General features: G+C 70.3%; 17 protein-coding genes. 6 read left to right on the forward strand and 11 right to left on the reverse strand.

Annotated features, from left to right (window positions below):
• The first annotated feature begins 2 nt into the window (after nt 1-2).
• Nucleotides 3-2153 (forward strand): RNA polymerase recycling motor ATPase HelR, encoded by a 2151-nt coding sequence (gene helR, locus D0Z08_RS20105; RefSeq protein WP_118927051.1) that lies wholly within the window; start codon nt 3-5, stop codon nt 2151-2153.
• A 39-nt stretch (nt 2154-2192) separates the two neighbouring features.
• On the opposite strand, the gene D0Z08_RS20110 is transcribed toward helR, so the two are convergent.
• The 6 genes from D0Z08_RS20110 to D0Z08_RS20135 all read right to left on the reverse strand — a co-directional run bounded on the left by D0Z08_RS20110 (nt 2193) and on the right by D0Z08_RS20135 (nt 7262).
• A complete protein-coding gene (locus D0Z08_RS20110; protein WP_220454267.1) occupies nt 2193-2663 on the reverse strand; it encodes a DUF6918 family protein in 471 nt (156 codons plus the stop codon).
• 57 nt (nt 2664-2720) lie between these two features.
• Nucleotides 2721-3182: a VOC family protein gene (locus D0Z08_RS20115; RefSeq protein WP_118927053.1), complete on the reverse strand. Its 462-nt coding sequence runs from the start codon at nt 3180-3182 to the stop codon at nt 2721-2723.
• Between the two features lie 68 nt (nt 3183-3250).
• Nucleotides 3251-5623: an ATP-binding cassette domain-containing protein gene (locus tag D0Z08_RS20120; RefSeq protein ID WP_118927054.1), complete on the reverse strand. Its 2373-nt coding sequence runs from the start codon at nt 5621-5623 to the stop codon at nt 3251-3253.
• Between the two features lie 37 nt (nt 5624-5660).
• Complete coding sequence (locus tag D0Z08_RS20125) at nt 5661-6071, reverse strand: VOC family protein (RefSeq protein ID WP_118927055.1); 411 nt, start codon at nt 6069-6071, stop codon at nt 5661-5663.
• 68 nt (nt 6072-6139) lie between these two features.
• Entirely contained in the window at nt 6140-6331 is a 192-nt protein-coding gene (locus tag D0Z08_RS20130; RefSeq protein ID WP_118927056.1) for a hypothetical protein, read from the reverse strand.
• A gap of 91 nt (nt 6332-6422) precedes the next feature.
• A complete protein-coding gene (locus D0Z08_RS20135) occupies nt 6423-7262 on the reverse strand; it encodes an SDR family oxidoreductase (RefSeq protein ID WP_182481402.1) in 840 nt (279 codons plus the stop codon).
• Nucleotides 7263-7406: 144 nt separating this feature from the next.
• Here D0Z08_RS20135 and D0Z08_RS20140 point away from each other — a divergent pair, with 144 nt between their 5' ends.
• From D0Z08_RS20140 to D0Z08_RS20150, 3 genes are read left to right on the forward strand one after another with little or no spacing between them, the layout of a single operon-like run.
• The gene (locus tag D0Z08_RS20140) at nt 7407-7664 is read left to right on the forward strand and encodes a hypothetical protein (protein ID WP_118927058.1); all 258 of its coding nucleotides are present in this window, start codon (nt 7407-7409) and stop codon (nt 7662-7664) included.
• Nucleotides 7661-8518 (forward strand): MbnB/TglH/ChrH family RiPP precursor modification enzyme, encoded by an 858-nt coding sequence (locus D0Z08_RS20145; protein ID WP_118927059.1) that lies wholly within the window; start codon nt 7661-7663, stop codon nt 8516-8518. The genes D0Z08_RS20140 and D0Z08_RS20145 overlap by 4 nt, the downstream gene beginning before the upstream one ends.
• On the forward strand, nt 8515-8847 hold the full coding sequence (locus tag D0Z08_RS20150; RefSeq protein ID WP_118927060.1) for a hypothetical protein: 333 nt from the start codon (nt 8515-8517) through the stop codon (nt 8845-8847). The genes D0Z08_RS20145 and D0Z08_RS20150 overlap by 4 nt, the downstream gene beginning before the upstream one ends.
• Here the strand turns inward: D0Z08_RS20150 and D0Z08_RS20155 are convergent.
• The 4 genes from D0Z08_RS20155 to D0Z08_RS20165 all read right to left on the reverse strand — a co-directional run bounded on the left by D0Z08_RS20155 (nt 8819) and on the right by D0Z08_RS20165 (nt 11172).
• Complete coding sequence (locus tag D0Z08_RS20155; RefSeq protein ID WP_182481403.1) at nt 8819-9241, reverse strand: helix-turn-helix transcriptional regulator; 423 nt, start codon at nt 9239-9241, stop codon at nt 8819-8821. The two genes, D0Z08_RS20150 and D0Z08_RS20155, sit on opposite strands and share 29 nt — an antisense overlap.
• Nucleotides 9242-9296: 55 nt before the next feature.
• The gene (locus tag D0Z08_RS20160; RefSeq protein WP_118927061.1) at nt 9297-10052 is read right to left on the reverse strand and encodes an alpha/beta hydrolase family protein; all 756 of its coding nucleotides are present in this window, start codon (nt 10050-10052) and stop codon (nt 9297-9299) included.
• 35 nt (nt 10053-10087) lie between these two features.
• Entirely contained in the window at nt 10088-10258 is a 171-nt protein-coding gene (locus D0Z08_RS32255) for a hypothetical protein (protein ID WP_182481404.1), read from the reverse strand.
• A gap of 137 nt (nt 10259-10395) precedes the next feature.
• Complete coding sequence (locus tag D0Z08_RS20165) at nt 10396-11172, reverse strand: DinB family protein (protein ID WP_118927062.1); 777 nt, start codon at nt 11170-11172, stop codon at nt 10396-10398.
• A 229-nt stretch (nt 11173-11401) separates the two neighbouring features.
• Here D0Z08_RS20165 and D0Z08_RS32260 point away from each other — a divergent pair, with 229 nt between their 5' ends.
• Together D0Z08_RS32260 and D0Z08_RS20170 are read left to right on the forward strand one after the other, a co-directional pair.
• Nucleotides 11402-11554, forward strand: a complete 153-nt coding sequence (locus D0Z08_RS32260; protein WP_182481405.1) for a hypothetical protein — start codon at nt 11402-11404, stop codon at nt 11552-11554.
• 61 nt (nt 11555-11615) lie between these two features.
• On the forward strand, nt 11616-12149 hold the full coding sequence (locus D0Z08_RS20170) for an META domain-containing protein (RefSeq protein ID WP_147381493.1): 534 nt from the start codon (nt 11616-11618) through the stop codon (nt 12147-12149).
• Between the two features lie 3 nt (nt 12150-12152).
• Here the strand turns inward: D0Z08_RS20170 and D0Z08_RS20175 are convergent, their stop codons facing one another.
• Nucleotides 12153-13169, reverse strand: a complete 1017-nt coding sequence (locus D0Z08_RS20175; RefSeq protein WP_118927064.1) for a zinc-dependent alcohol dehydrogenase family protein — start codon at nt 13167-13169, stop codon at nt 12153-12155.
• Nucleotides 13170-13216: the final 47 nt, after the last annotated feature.

The raw sequence follows: 13216 nt of genomic DNA on the forward strand, positions 1-13216 counted from the left end.
ACTTGACCCCTGTGACCACCCCTGTCTTCGCCCTTCCTGACCACCTGGGCGCCAAGGGAGACCCCGCGCTCGTCGCCGCCGACGAGGAGCACTTCTCCGCGATCGCCGCCAGCCTCGACCAGGCGATCGCCGAGCTGACCGACCGGCTCGACGCCGCGCGCAAGGCGCCGGGCGGCACCGGCCAGGAGGCGATGGACCGCGACCTGGAGGTCCACCGGATCAGCGCCCGGCTCCGGACGCTGCGCCGCTACACCCTCGATCTCTGCCTCGGTCGGATCGTCCCCGCCGACCAGGGCGAGCCGGTGTACGTCGGCCGGCTCGGCCTCACCGACAGCGAGGGCCGCCGGCTCCTGGTCGACTGGCGCTCCCCCGCCGCCGAGCCGTTCTTCGGCGCGACCCACGGCAACCCGATGGGCCTGGCCAGCCGGCGCAGGTATCGCTGGACGAAGGGCCGGGTCAGCGACTTCTGGGACGAGGTCTTCTCGTCGAACGGGCTCGAAGGACACGCGGCGCTCGACGACCAGTCCGCCTTCATCGCCAGCCTGGGCACCAGCAGGTCGCCGCAGATGCGGGACGTCCTCGGCACCATCCAGGCGGATCAGGACGCCATCATCCGGGCCGGTTCGCGCGGGGCGCTGGTGGTCGACGGCGGCCCGGGCACGGGCAAGACCGTCGTGGCCCTGCACCGCACCGCCTACCTCCTCTACTCCGACCCGCGCCTCGATCACAGCAGGGGCGGCGTCCTCTTCGTGGGGCCGCACCAGCCCTACCTCGCCTACGTCGCCGACGTGCTCCCCAGCCTCGGCGAGGAGGGCGTGCGCACCTGCACGCTGCGCGAGCTCGTGCCCGAGGGGGCGACCGCACGCGTCGAGGCCGATCCCGAGGTGCTGCGGCTGAAGTCGTCAGCCCTGATGATGACGGCGATCGAGCCCGCCGTCCGCCTGTACGAGGAACCGCCGACCCAGGGCATGGAGGTCGAGACTCCCTGGGCCGACCTCTGGCTCAGCGCCGACGAGTGGGCAGAGGCGTTCGACGCTCCCGATCCCGGGACGCCGCACAACGAGGCACGGGACCAGGTCCGCGATGCTCTGGTCGACATCCTGGTCGACAAGTACGACGACGAGGACGTCCCCACCGAGACCGTCCGCGGCTCCTTGCTGCGGCACCGGGGCCTCAACGAGACCCTCAACCGGGCCTGGCCGTTGATCGAGCCGACCGACCTCGTCGCCGACCTCTGGTCGGTTCCTGCCTACCTCCGCAGGTGCGCCCCCTGGCTCGAGCCGGACCAGGTTCGCGCTCTCCAGCGCGACGAACCGTACGCCTGGACCGCCGCGGACCTCCCCCTGCTGGACGCTGCCTACCGGCGGCTGGGCGACCCCGAGGCGTCCCGCCGCAAGCGCCGGCACGATGCCGCCGTCGCGGCCGAGCGCGCCCGGATGGACCGGGTCGTCGAGGACCTCCTCCAGCTCGACGACGAAGACGGCATGATGGCCCAGCTCCGCCAGGACGGCATCCGTGACGCGCTCGTCGACGAGGGCGCCCTCCCCCACGATGCCTCCGACACGCTTGCCGGTCCCTTTGCCCACATCGTCGTCGACGAGGCCCAGGAGCTGACCGATGCCGAGTGGCAGATGCTGCTCAGCCGCTGCCCCTCGCGGAGCCTCACCATCGTCGGCGACCGCGCGCAGGCGCGGCACGGGTTCACCGAGTCGTGGGAGGACCGCCTCGGCCGGGTCGGGCTCGACAGGATCAGCCAGGCGTCGCTGACCATCAACTACCGGACCCCGGAGGAGGTCATGGCGGCGGCGGAGCCGGTGATCCGCGCGGTCCTGCCGGACGCCAACGTGCCGACCTCCGTCCGCAGCAGCGGCGTGCCGGTCACCTACGGGTCAGTTGCCGACCTCGACGCGATCGTCACCACCTGGCTCACCGAGCACGCCGAAGGCGAGGGCATCGCGTGTGTCGTCGGCGACCCGACCTTCGCCGGGACTGCGCGGGTCCGCTCCCTGAGCCCCGAGCTCACCAAGGGGCTCGAGTTCGACCTCGTCGTGCTGGTCGAACCGGAGGCGTTCGGCACCGGCATCGAGGGAGCTGTCGACCGCTACGTCGCGATGACGCGAGCGACCCAGCGACTCGTGATCCTCCGCCGATGAGCGGGACAACCCGACGGGCCGGTCCGGGCCGGCTCGGCCTCAGCCGCGCTGGGCCCGATCACCTGAGGCGTGCCGCTGCAGCGCCGTGCCGAGCCGCGGCAGCGCCGCCTGCACGCGGCCCTCGGCCTTGCCACGCAGAGCCTTGTAGACCTTCTTGACCGGCTCCCGGCCGCTGGCCTGGACCTTGGCGTCGGTCACCGTCAGCAGCGCGGCCGACACCTCTGTGCCGCGGGCGGCCAGGTGCTGGCCGAAGTCACCGCCGCCCGAGGACTGGAAGCTCGCCCAGAACGGGTCGAGCGCGCGGGCGAAGTCCGGGAACAGCTTCTTGAGAGCGCGCTCGGTGAGGTTCGGGACCACCTTGTTGGCGGCGCCGTACCCGGCCTTGAGCGCGGTGCCGGACATGCCCTTCTTGGCGGCGACCTCCTGCTGGACCACCTCGACGAGGTCGGTGATCACGGCGGGCCGGGTCCGCTTCTTCAACAGCTGCTGCGACAGGGACATCGGAGTCATGGGACGCAACCGTAACGGCCGCGGGCGAACGACTGCCGACGCGGTCAGGAACGCTGGTCAGTCGAGGCAGAACTCGTTGCCCTCGGGGTCGACCATCACGATGTGGCCCGATCCCATCGGCAGCGCCGGCTCGAACCGCTCCACACGCGATGCTCCGAGGGCCACCAGACGGTCGCACTCGGCCTCGAGAGCGGCCATCCGCTCGTCACCCTCCAGTCCGGGCGCCGCGCGGACGTCGAGGTGCACGCGGTTCTTCGCGACCTTGTCCTCCGGGACCCGCTGGAAGAACAGCCGGGGCCCCTCCCCCGCGGGGTCCTCGACGGCCGAGGCACTGTTGCGCTGGTCCTCCGGGACACCGGAGCGCTCGAGGAACTCGTCCCACGCAGCCAAGGGATCGGCGTCCTCCGCGAGCTCGACGCCCGGGGGCGCGGGATGGACGTAGCCGAGCACGTCGCGCCAGAACGACGAGAGGGCCCGGGGGTCGTGCGCATCGAAGGTGACTTGGATCTGACGACTCATGGATCCATCCTTGCGCGCGCCACCGACAGCGCGGCCGACGCTCGGCGCGCGCCGTTCGGTTGCCTCGGTCAGCCGGCGACGTACTCCGCGAGGTGCTCGCCCGTGACCGTGGAGCGGTCCGCGACCAGGTCGGCGGGCGTGCCTTCGAAGACCACCGTGCCTCCGTCGTGCCCGGCGCCCGGGCCGAGGTCGATGATCCAGTCCGCGTGCGCCATCACGGCCTGGTGGTGCTCGATCACGATGACCGACTTGCCGGAGTCGACGAGGCGGTCCAGCAGGCCGAGCAGGTTGTCGACGTCCGCGAGATGCAGGCCGCTGGTGGGCTCGTCGAGGACGAAGACGCCGGCCTTGTCCGACAGGTGCATCGCCAGCTTGAGCCGCTGCCGCTCGCCTCCTGACAGGGTGTTGAGCGCCTGGCCCAGCTTGAGGTAGCCGAGTCCGACGTCCTCCATCCGGCCGAGGATCGCCGCGGCCGCCGGTGTCTTGGCGTCACCGTCCGCGAAGAACGTGTGCGCCTCGGCCACGGGCAGGTCGAGGACCTCGGCGATGTTGAGGCCGCCGAAGCGCAGCTCGAGCACGTCGGCCTGGAACCGCTTGCCGCCACAGTCCTCGCACACCGTCGCGACCGTCTCCATGAAGGAGAGCTCGGTGTAGATCATCCCGTTGCCGTTGCACGACTCGCACGCGCCCTCCGAGTTGGAGGAGAACAGCGCCGGCTTGACCCCGTTGGCCTTCGCGAACGCCTTGCGGATCGGCTCGAGGAGACCGGTGTACGTCGCCGGGTTGCTGCGCCGGGAGCCCTTGATCGCCGACTGGTCGATCACGACCACGTCGGTTTCGGCAGCGCCTCTCCCCTTGGCCAGGGAGCCGTGGATCAGCGAGCTCTTCCCGGACCCGGCCACGCCGGTGACGACGCACAGCACCCCCAGCGGCACGTCGACGTCGACGTCCTGGAGGTTGTGCGTGTTCGCGCCCCTGATCTCGATCGTGCCGGAGGCCGCCCGCACGGCCTCCTTGAGGCGCGCCCGGTGGTCGAGGTGGAGACCGGTGAGGGTGCCGCTCTTCCGGAGGCCCTTGACGGTGCCCTCGAAGCAGACCGAGCCCCCCGCCGTACCGGCCTCCGGGCCGAGGTCGACGACGTGGTCGGCGATCGCGATCGTCTCGGGCTTGTGCTCGACGACCAGCACCGTGTTGCCTTTGTCGCGCAGGCTCAGCAGCAGCTTGTTCATCCGCTGGATGTCGTGCGGGTGCAGGCCGATGGTGGGCTCGTCGAACACGTAGGTCACGTCGGTGAGCGCCGATCCGAGGTGCCGGATCATCTTGGTGCGCTGCGCCTCGCCGCCGGAGAGGCTGCCGGACGGACGGTCGAGCGACAGGTAGCCGAGGCCGATCTCGACGAACGAGTCGAAGAGGTGGAGCAGGTTGGCGACCAGGGGCGCCACGCCCGGGTCGTCGATGCTGCGGATCCACTCCGCCGCATCGCTGATCTGCATCGCGCACACGTCGGCGATGTTGATCCCCTTGATCGTCGAGGACCGGGCCGACTCGTTGAGCCGGGTGCCGTCGCACTTCGGGCAGGCGGCGAAGACGGCGGCGCGCTCGACGAAGGCCCGGATGTGCGGCTGGAGCGAGTCGACGTCCTTGCTGAAGATCGACTTGCGGATCTTGGGGATCAGGCCCTCGTAGGTGATGTTGATCTTCTCGACCTTCACCTTGCGGGTCTCGCCGTAGAGCAGGTCGTGGCGCTGCGCCTCGGTCAGGTCCTTGACCGGTACGTCGGGCGGGACGACCTCCTTGTACGGCGCGACCATCCACCCGTCCGCGGTGTAGCCGGGCACCAGGATCGCGCCATCGACGAGCGACTTCGACTCGTCGACGATCTCCGTCAGGTCCAGGTCGGAGATGGTGCCGCGACCCTCGCACTCGGCACACATGCCGCCGAGGTAGATCGCCTGTCGGACGACGTTCTTCTCGATCTTGCCGCCGGCCTTCTCGGTCGACATGACCCCGCTGGCCTTGCGAGTGGGGACGTTGAAGGAGAAGGCCGTCGGCGGTCCGATGTACGGCGACCCCAGCCGGCTGAACAGCACCCGGAGCATCGCGTTCGCGTCGGTCACGGTGCCGACCGTCGACCGGGCGTTGGCGCCCATCCGCTCCTGATCGACCACGATCGCCGGCGTGATGCCCTCGAGCACGTCGTAGTCGGCGCGGTTCAGGGACGGCATGAACCCCTGGACGAACGTGGAGTACGTCTCGTTGATCAACCGCTGCGACTCGGCCGCGATGGTGCCGAACACGAGCGAGCTCTTCCCGGAGCCGGACACACCGGTGAACACGGTGAGCCGTCGTTTCGGCAGCTCGATGTTGACGTCCTTGAGGTTGTTCTCGCGGGCGCCCTGGACGCGAATCAGGTCGTGGCTGTCAGCCGAGGGGGTGGCCATGGCTCAAATGAATATCAGGGACGTGGTTCAGCCGGGGTCAGCTTGCCTGCTGGATGCGGAGCTCGTTGCCGGCCGGATCGCGGAACGCGCAGTCGCGGACGCCGTACGGCTGGTCCATCGGCTCCTGGATCACCTCGGCGCCCCGGGCCTGGATGGTGTCGAACGTGTCGCCGACGTCGGTCGTCGCCAGGTTGACGCCGAAGTAGGTGCCCTTCGCCATCAGCTCGATGAGCATCCGGCGCTCGTCGTCCGTCAGGCCGGGGGTCGCACCCGGCGGGTGCAGCACGATGTTGGTGTCCGGCTGGCCCACCGGGCCCACCGTGATCCAGCGCATCCCTTCGTAGCCGACGTCATTGCGCACCTCCCAGCCCAGGACGTCGCGGTAGAACGCGAGGGACTCGTCGGGGTCGGAGTGCGGGAGGAAGCTGGCGTTGATCTTGAGGTCCATGCGCCCACGCTAGAGCGACGCACCGACCCGCCGCTTCTCGATTCCTGATCAGTCCTCGCGAGCGGCCGTCATCGCTCGTTCTTGTGCAGCCCGACGATCACCAGCGCCACGCCCAGGCCGGCGATCGCGGGCCCGGCGATGGCCCAGAACTCCACGTCGGTCATGGCGCTGCCGCCGACGTACCCGAGTCCCTGGAGGGTGAACAGTGAACCGGCCAGGACCAGCACGATCCCGGTGATCACGGCGAGCGGGTTGCGCATGGGGCGAGTCAACCACGGGCCCGGGCCGCGGCCGAGTCATGGAGCCGGTGCTGTTCGACTACGTCGCCGGACCTGACGACCGAGGTCCTCGTCAGGACTCCGTGACCCACTTCTCGCTGCGCTCCCACAGCTCGGCGGCCAGCTCCGGCGTCACGACCTTCGACGGCGCCTTCTCGCGCTGGTTGTCGTAGTAGCGGCCGGTGTCCCCGGCGACGTCGGGCGAAGTCGCGCAGTAGAGGGACGTCCGGGCACCCTGCTCGGTCGACTTCATGAAGAGCTTCATCACCTGACGGAGGCCGAACGGCACCTCCCGCCAGACGTCCGACGCGATCGCGCCCGGGTGCAGGGAGTACGTCGTGACGCCCGTCCCCTGGAGCTGCCGCCCCAGCTCCTGCGCGTGCAGCACGTTGGCCAGCTTGGACACGCAGTACTCGTCGAACGCGGTGCGGGTGACCGTCGGCCGCCGTACGGCGTCCCAGTCGATCCCCTTCGCCCGGTAGTGACCGGTGCTGGCGACGTTGACGATCCGGCCCGGTCCGCTGGCGACGATGTGGTCGCGCAGCAGCTCGGTGAAGAGGAACGGCCCGACGTGGTTGGTGCCGAAGGCCAGCTCGAAACCGCTCGGCGTCATGCCACGGGAGCCGGCCAGGCCGGCGTTGTTGATCAGGACGTGCAGAGGCTCACCGCTCGCCAGGAAGGTCGCCGCCGCGGACCGCACGGATGCCAGGTCACCCAGGTCCAGCGGGATGAAGTCGAGATCCGTGTTGCCGGTCTCGTCGGCGATCTCCTTCATCGCGGCGCGGTTCTTCTCCTCCGACCGCCCCGCCATCACGATCCGGGCGCCGCGACCGGCCAGGGCACGCACTGTCTCCTTGCCGATGCCGGTGTTGGCCCCTGTCACCAGGAAGGTCTGTCCGTTGAGGTCAGTCATGTGGTCCATCGTGCCCCGGTGCGGTCGAGCAGACGTCCGCCCAGGGTCGGAGATTCCTGCCCTCGGGCGGTATCAGCGGGTGTCCTCCGTCACTCCTAGGGGTGGCGCCCGATCCTGGGCGCGCCCAACTCCTGAGGAGCAGACATGTCCAACAGCACCACCACCGTCCTCAATGTGAAGTCCGACGTCTCCCTCGACGAGCTTCAGCGCGCGATCGCGGTCGCGGTCGACGTTGCGGGGTGTCCGGGCTGCGGCCTGAACGGTTTCGACCTGAAGTTCCAGATCGACCCCCGCGTCCGCTGGCAGACGATCCTCGACAAGCTGCCCGACCTGGTCCGCGACATCGACGTCGTCGTCAACCCCGCGTTCGACCAGTCCTTCGGACGCACGATCGGTCGATGACGGACGTGCAGCCCGATGCCCGGGGCGGGCGACCGCCCGCCCTGGGCGTCTCCTACGAGGGCCGCCCTCGCGCACTGTTGGCGGCCCTGGCGCCGATCGTGGACGTGGTCGAGGTGCTGCCCGACTGCCTCGTGGGCAGGGACGGCCGCCCTCACCGGGCCCTCCTCGACGACCTCGACGAGCTGGCTCCGGACGTCGGGCTGACCTACCACGGCATCGGCCTCTCGATCGGCACCACGTCCGGGTGGAACGAGGACTACCTGCGGCTGCTCGACACGATGTTCGCGTGGCGGGCGCCGCGGTGGCACAGCGAGCACCTCGGCTTCACGACGGTCGACGGCTCGTTCCTCGGCACCATGCCCGCGCTGCCGCCGACCCACGAGGCCTTGGAGCTCGTCATCGCGCGATCGCGGACGATGAGCGCGGCGTACGGTCGCGAGCTCATGCTCGAGCACGTCGCCACGCCGCTCGCCCGCCCCGGCGAGATGAGCCTGGCGTCGTTCCTCAACACCCTGGCAGCCGAGACCGGCAACCGGCTTCTCGTCGACCTCCACAACCTCGAGTGCGACGCCGACAACGGGCTCCTCGATCTCGACGACTTCGTCGGGGAGCTCGACTGGTCGCGGGTCGGCGAGATCCACCTCGCAGGCGGAGTCTGGTACGACGGTCGCCACCTCGACGTGCACTCCGGCCCGGTCGCCGACAGCACCCTCGACCTGCTCGACGTCGCACTGGCCCACGCGACCAACCTCGACCTCGTGCTCTACGAGGTGCTCGGTGAGGCCGTGCCGGGACTAGGGGTCGACACCGTCGTCGACCAGGTGGCGACGCTGCGACAGCGGGTCGCGCCGTGAGCCTCGATGCCTACGAACAGGTGGTCGTGTCGGCCCTTCGGTCCGAGGCCGACCTGGAGGGCGCGGACGTCGTCCGCTGGGCGGTCCGGTGCTGGGCGGCGACCTCGCTCGCCCAGGTGTGCCCGCTCACGTCCGCCGTGCTCGCCGGTCGGGATCGCTGGGAGGAAGAGGTCGACCTCCAGCTCGCGCAGGGCGACCGGCCGGCGGTCCTCCGCGAGTGGGGCAGGGACTTCGCCGTACGGCTGACGGACGACGCCGATCCGCTGGTGGCCGCCGCCGCCGGCCTGGAGGCCGCAGCCCTCAGCCGCGCTGCCGCACCGGGCGGGTGACCCTCTTCGCCACGCAGGCGATCATCCCCTCCGTCGAACGGTCGGGGTCGGCTCGGTAGACGCTCGGCGAGACGCCGACCAGCTCGGTGAACCGCGTGCTGAACGTGCCGAGCGACGAGCAGCCCACCGCGAAGCAGACGTCGGTGACGCTCATGTCGCCACGGCGGAGCAGCGTCATCGCGCGCTCGATGCGGCGGGTCATCAGGTAGGAGTACGGCGGTTCGCCGTACGCCTCCTTGAACTGTCGGCTGAGGTGACCGGCCGACATCCCCACGCCCTGCGCGAGCGCGGCGACGTCGAGCGGCTGGTCGTACTCGCGGTCCATCCGGTCCTTCACCCGGCGCAGCAGCGCGAGGTCGCGCAGCCGCTGGCTCTCGGCCGAGGTCGTAGTCACGCCCTGGATCGTGCCACGCGACACCGACTTCCCCAACGTCTCTTCGGGGTGCCGCTCAGTCGCCGAGGTATTGGTCCGCCCACGCGGAGATGATCCGCCCGGCCCGCTTCGCCTGACCGGGCTTGGTGAGCAGGTGGTCGGAGCCCTCGAGAGACACGAAGCTGCGGGGGTGGCGGGCGGTGCGGAAGATCTCGCTGGCGTTGGCGATCCCGACCGTGTTGTCGGTGGGCGAGTGCATCACCAGCAGCGGACGGCGCAGGGTCCGGATCGCCTCCCGGAGCTCGGCCCGCCGCATGTCCTCGACGAACGACCGGCGCAGGGTCAGCGCCCTGCCTCCGACCAGCCACTCGGCCTCACCCTCGGCGAGCACCCGGTCGACCAGCGCGTCGTACTGCGCCTCGGCGTGTGCCGGCTCGATCGGCGCGCCGATGCTCACGACGGCCCCGGCATCGGCCCGGCTCGCCGCTGCGAGCGCCGCGGCGCCACCGAGCGAGTGCCCGACGAGCAGGTCGATCGGCGTGCCGCGCTCGGCCAGGAACCGGGCGGCCTCGACCGTGTCGGCGACCTTCTGGGTGAACGAGCCGCTGCCCCAGTCGCCCTCGGAGTCCGCCAGGCCCAGGTTGTCGTAGCGCAGCATGCCGATCCCGTCGCTGGCGAGCTGCTTGCAGATCCGGGCGGCAGCCGGGCAGTCCTTGCCGAGGGTCAGCCCGTGGACGAAGAGCCCCCAGCCGCGCACGGGCTCCGTGGGCTCGTCGATCAGTCCCGCGAGCAGCGGACCGGTGCTGCTCGCGAACCGGACTCGGGTCGCCATGCGGGCAGCGTAGACCCCGCGTGGGGTCAGCTGGGTCAGCTTGCCTCGAGCCAGGAGCCCGTCTGCGAGACGACCACCCGCTGGTGGACCTCGCACATGCCGTGATCGGTGACCGAGCCGCGCTCGCAGGTCGGGAACCCGCAGCCTTCGATCAGTCCACCCGGCCCACCGGCCGGTCCCGCGTCGTACGACGATCCTGCCCCCATGGCGCTCCCCTCCCCTAGCTCCTGGCCCCATCATGCTCGCCCACCATGACCCCAAACCACGACGGGCGCCCGTCCACAAGGGTCCTGGTCACGACAGCCCAGGCCGGCCACCCGATCGGTGCGACCCGACCGGGCGGCTATCGGTGCCTCTCCGCCAACATGTCGAGGTCACGCTCGGCGTAGAGCCGGTGCTGCCACTCCTCGTTGAGCACGACCAGCAGCGGCTCGGAGAGCGGGATCTCCTCCGACGGCGGCCAGCTGTCGCCAGCAGGTGGGGTGATCACCGAGACGAGGGACTCGTCGGTCAGTCCGTCGATCACGCGCGCGACCATCGCCCGCCGCTCATCGCGCAGCGCGAGCACGGTGTCGAGGTCGGGACGGACGTCGCGGTCGCGCGGGATGCCCGGCTTGTCCGGCATGCCGTCCCAGGGCAGGTCGAGGGGGTGCCACGGGCTCGGGTCGCGGAGGATCCCGCGAGCCACCCACGCCGCGCTCGCGAACGACAGGTGGCGCAGGGTCTCGATGAAGGACCACTCCCCGTCGACGCGCTCGTGCAGGGCGTCGGGCGGCAGCGTTCGCGCCCGGTCGATCGTCCCGCTCCAGAGCATGCCCAGGATCTCCCACGCCTCCGCGAAGCCGGCCGCGGTGGTCGGCCGCATCTTCGCTCGTTGCGGATAGCGACGATCGAGCTCGGCCTCGACCAGCGGCGCGACATCGACACCGTTGATCCGGACGTTCCTGATCTCGGCGTTGATCTCGACGCCGTCGAGGATCGCCTCGTTGACGCGCATGCCGCTGAGGATCGCGTCGCGGATCTGGATGTCGTTGAGGTAGGCATCGGTGAACGTCGAACCCCGCAGGTCGACACGTTCGAACCGGGAGCCACTCAGGTCCTGCTCGATGAACTCGGCCATGCACGGAGCCTGCCAGTCAGTACCGACACCGTTCTACGGCTCCGACGTGATCATTTCGGGCCATGGCGGAAGACCTGACGGGTAGTTTCCGCGCGTTCTTCCACGCTCGGTGTATCAGGCGCCTAGCGTCGGAGTCAGTTGAGTAGGACCCGTCGCCGAGCGATGAGACACCAGCCCCCGACAGGTCTCAACTCTCATCCACCAGGAACCGCAGGAAAGGAGAAGTACCATGTGGGACACCACCCTCACGGCCACCCGTGAGATGCACCTGTCGCACGACCTGCCCTGCCCGAGCTGCGGGCACGGCGTCCACACCTATCTCCCCTGCGGCGACTTCTGCGACTGCCCGCGGGTCGTCCTGCCGGGCGAGTCTTCGTTCTGAGCTTCGATCCCGCAACGGCGTTCCGCACCGATCGCAGCGACAGGTGTGGGAACCTGACCGCGTGACCCGACGTCCAATCGGCGTGAAGACGATGCTTCTGGCACTGGCCGCCGTAATGGCCATGACGCTGTCCTCCTGCGGCGACGAGGAGCCGACCACGATGGCCGACGACGAGCCCGCAGCGGAGCTCTCACTCGACGACCTCGACGGTCGGGTGTTCGCCTCGGTCCGGGTCGACGGTCACCGACTCGTCGACCGCACCCAGATCCGGCTCGGCTTCGAGGGCGATCAGCTGTCCGCCGACGCGGGCTGCAACCACATGTCCGGAGCCGCTGCCCTCGACGACGACACGTTGACCGTGAGCAACCTCGCCGGCACCGAGATGGGCTGCCCCGACGGCCGCAACGACCAGGACGCCTGGCTGGGCACGTTCCTCGGCGGCGGCCCGACCGTCGACCTCACCGAGGACACCCTGACCCTCACCGGCGGCGGCGTCGTCATCGAGCTGGTCGAGCTGGAGGTCGACGAGCCGCCGATGGGCGATCCCGACGAGCCGACGTCGAACAGCGACGACACCATCGTCAAGAACCGCTGATCCTCAGGGCTGCAGCAGCACCTTGATCGCGCGCCGTTCGTCCATCGCGCGGTACGCCTCTGGCGCCTCGTCGAGCGGGAGGGTCAGGTCGAAGACCCGGCCCGGCTCGATCCGGCCGGCGAGGACCAGGTCCAGCAGCTCCGGCAGGTAGCGCCGCACCGGGGCCATGCCGCCGCGCAGGCCCACGTTCTTCTGGAACATCTTCCCGACCGGCAGCTCCACGCCGTGCGGCACGCCCACGAAGCCGACCGTCGCCCCGGGACGCGCGACCGCGAACGCCGTACCCATGGAGTCGTCGGTGCCGACGCACTCGAGGACGGCGTCGGCCCCCACTCCCCCGGTGATCTCCTTTACGAGCTTCGCACCCGAGCGGCCGCGCTCGGCGACCACGTGCGTCGCGCCGAACCCGGTCCCCAGCTGCTGACGGTTCTCGTGGCGCGACATCAAGATGATCGTCTCGGCGCCCATCACCGACGCGGCCAGCACGCCACACAGGCCGACCGCGCCGTCTCCGACGACGACGACGGAGCCACCGGCGGTGACGCCGGCCGAGACCGCGGCGTGCCATCCCGTCGGCATGACGTCGGAGAGCGCGAGCAGCGACGGGATCAGCGCCGGGTTCGGTACGCCGTCGGTGGCGACCAGGCTTCCGTCGGCCTGACCGACCCGGGCGTACTCACCCTGACCGCTGGTCGTCATGCCGAGGTTCACGCACGCCGACTGCACACCCGCGACGCAGTGCGGGCAGGTGTTGTCGCAGTGGCAGAACGGCACGATCACGAAGTCTCCGGGCCGGAATCCCGTCACCTCCGCGCCCACCTCCTCCACGACGCCGACGCACTCGTGGCCGATCGTGGATCCGGGCTGGCTGGGGTTCTCCCCTCGGTACGGCCACAGGTCGGAGCCGCAGACGCACCCGGCGACGACCTTCACGATGGCGTCGGTCGGGCGCTTGATCGTGGGATCCGGCACCTCCTCGACACGGATGTCACCGGGGGCGTGGATCGTGGTGGCGCGCATGCGCGCCATCCTGCCGTACGCACTGCCGGCAGACGTGTCCGCCGTGT

The organism is Nocardioides immobilis (assembly GCF_003515065.1).
GTDB lineage: Bacteria > Actinomycetota > Actinomycetes > Propionibacteriales > Nocardioidaceae > Nocardioides > Nocardioides immobilis.

What these genes read in the sequence shown, in the direction of transcription:
- D0Z08_RS20115 (WP_118927053.1), bottom strand. Translation starts at nt 3,182, where the DNA reads ATGAGTCGTCAGATCCAAGTCACCTTCGATGCGCACGACCCCCGGGCC.
- D0Z08_RS20130 (WP_118927056.1), bottom strand. Translation starts at nt 6,331, where the DNA reads ATGCGCAACCCGCTCGCCGTGATCACCGGGATCGTGCTGGTCCTGGCC.
- D0Z08_RS20135 (WP_182481402.1), bottom strand. Translation starts at nt 7,262, where the DNA reads ATGACTGACCTCAACGGACAGACCTTCCTGGTGACAGGGGCCAACACC.
- D0Z08_RS32255 (WP_182481404.1), bottom strand. Translation starts at nt 10,258, where the DNA reads ATGGGGGCAGGATCGTCGTACGACGCGGGACCGGCCGGTGGGCCGGGT.
- D0Z08_RS20175 (WP_118927064.1), bottom strand. Translation starts at nt 13,169, where the DNA reads ATGCGCGCCACCACGATCCACGCCCCCGGTGACATCCGTGTCGAGGAG.
- D0Z08_RS32260 (WP_182481405.1), top strand. Translation starts at nt 11,402, where the DNA reads ATGTGGGACACCACCCTCACGGCCACCCGTGAGATGCACCTGTCGCAC.
- D0Z08_RS20120 (WP_118927054.1), bottom strand. Translation starts at nt 5,623, where the DNA reads ATGGCCACCCCCTCGGCTGACAGCCACGACCTGATTCGCGTCCAGGGC.
- D0Z08_RS20140 (WP_118927058.1), top strand. Translation starts at nt 7,407, where the DNA reads ATGTCCAACAGCACCACCACCGTCCTCAATGTGAAGTCCGACGTCTCC.
- D0Z08_RS20165 (WP_118927062.1), bottom strand. Translation starts at nt 11,172, where the DNA reads ATGGCCGAGTTCATCGAGCAGGACCTGAGTGGCTCCCGGTTCGAACGT.
- D0Z08_RS20145 (WP_118927059.1), top strand. Translation starts at nt 7,661, where the DNA reads ATGACGGACGTGCAGCCCGATGCCCGGGGCGGGCGACCGCCCGCCCTG.
- D0Z08_RS20110 (WP_220454267.1), bottom strand. Translation starts at nt 2,663, where the DNA reads ATGACTCCGATGTCCCTGTCGCAGCAGCTGTTGAAGAAGCGGACCCGG.
- D0Z08_RS20125 (WP_118927055.1), bottom strand. Translation starts at nt 6,071, where the DNA reads ATGGACCTCAAGATCAACGCCAGCTTCCTCCCGCACTCCGACCCCGAC.
- D0Z08_RS20160 (WP_118927061.1), bottom strand. Translation starts at nt 10,052, where the DNA reads ATGGCGACCCGAGTCCGGTTCGCGAGCAGCACCGGTCCGCTGCTCGCG.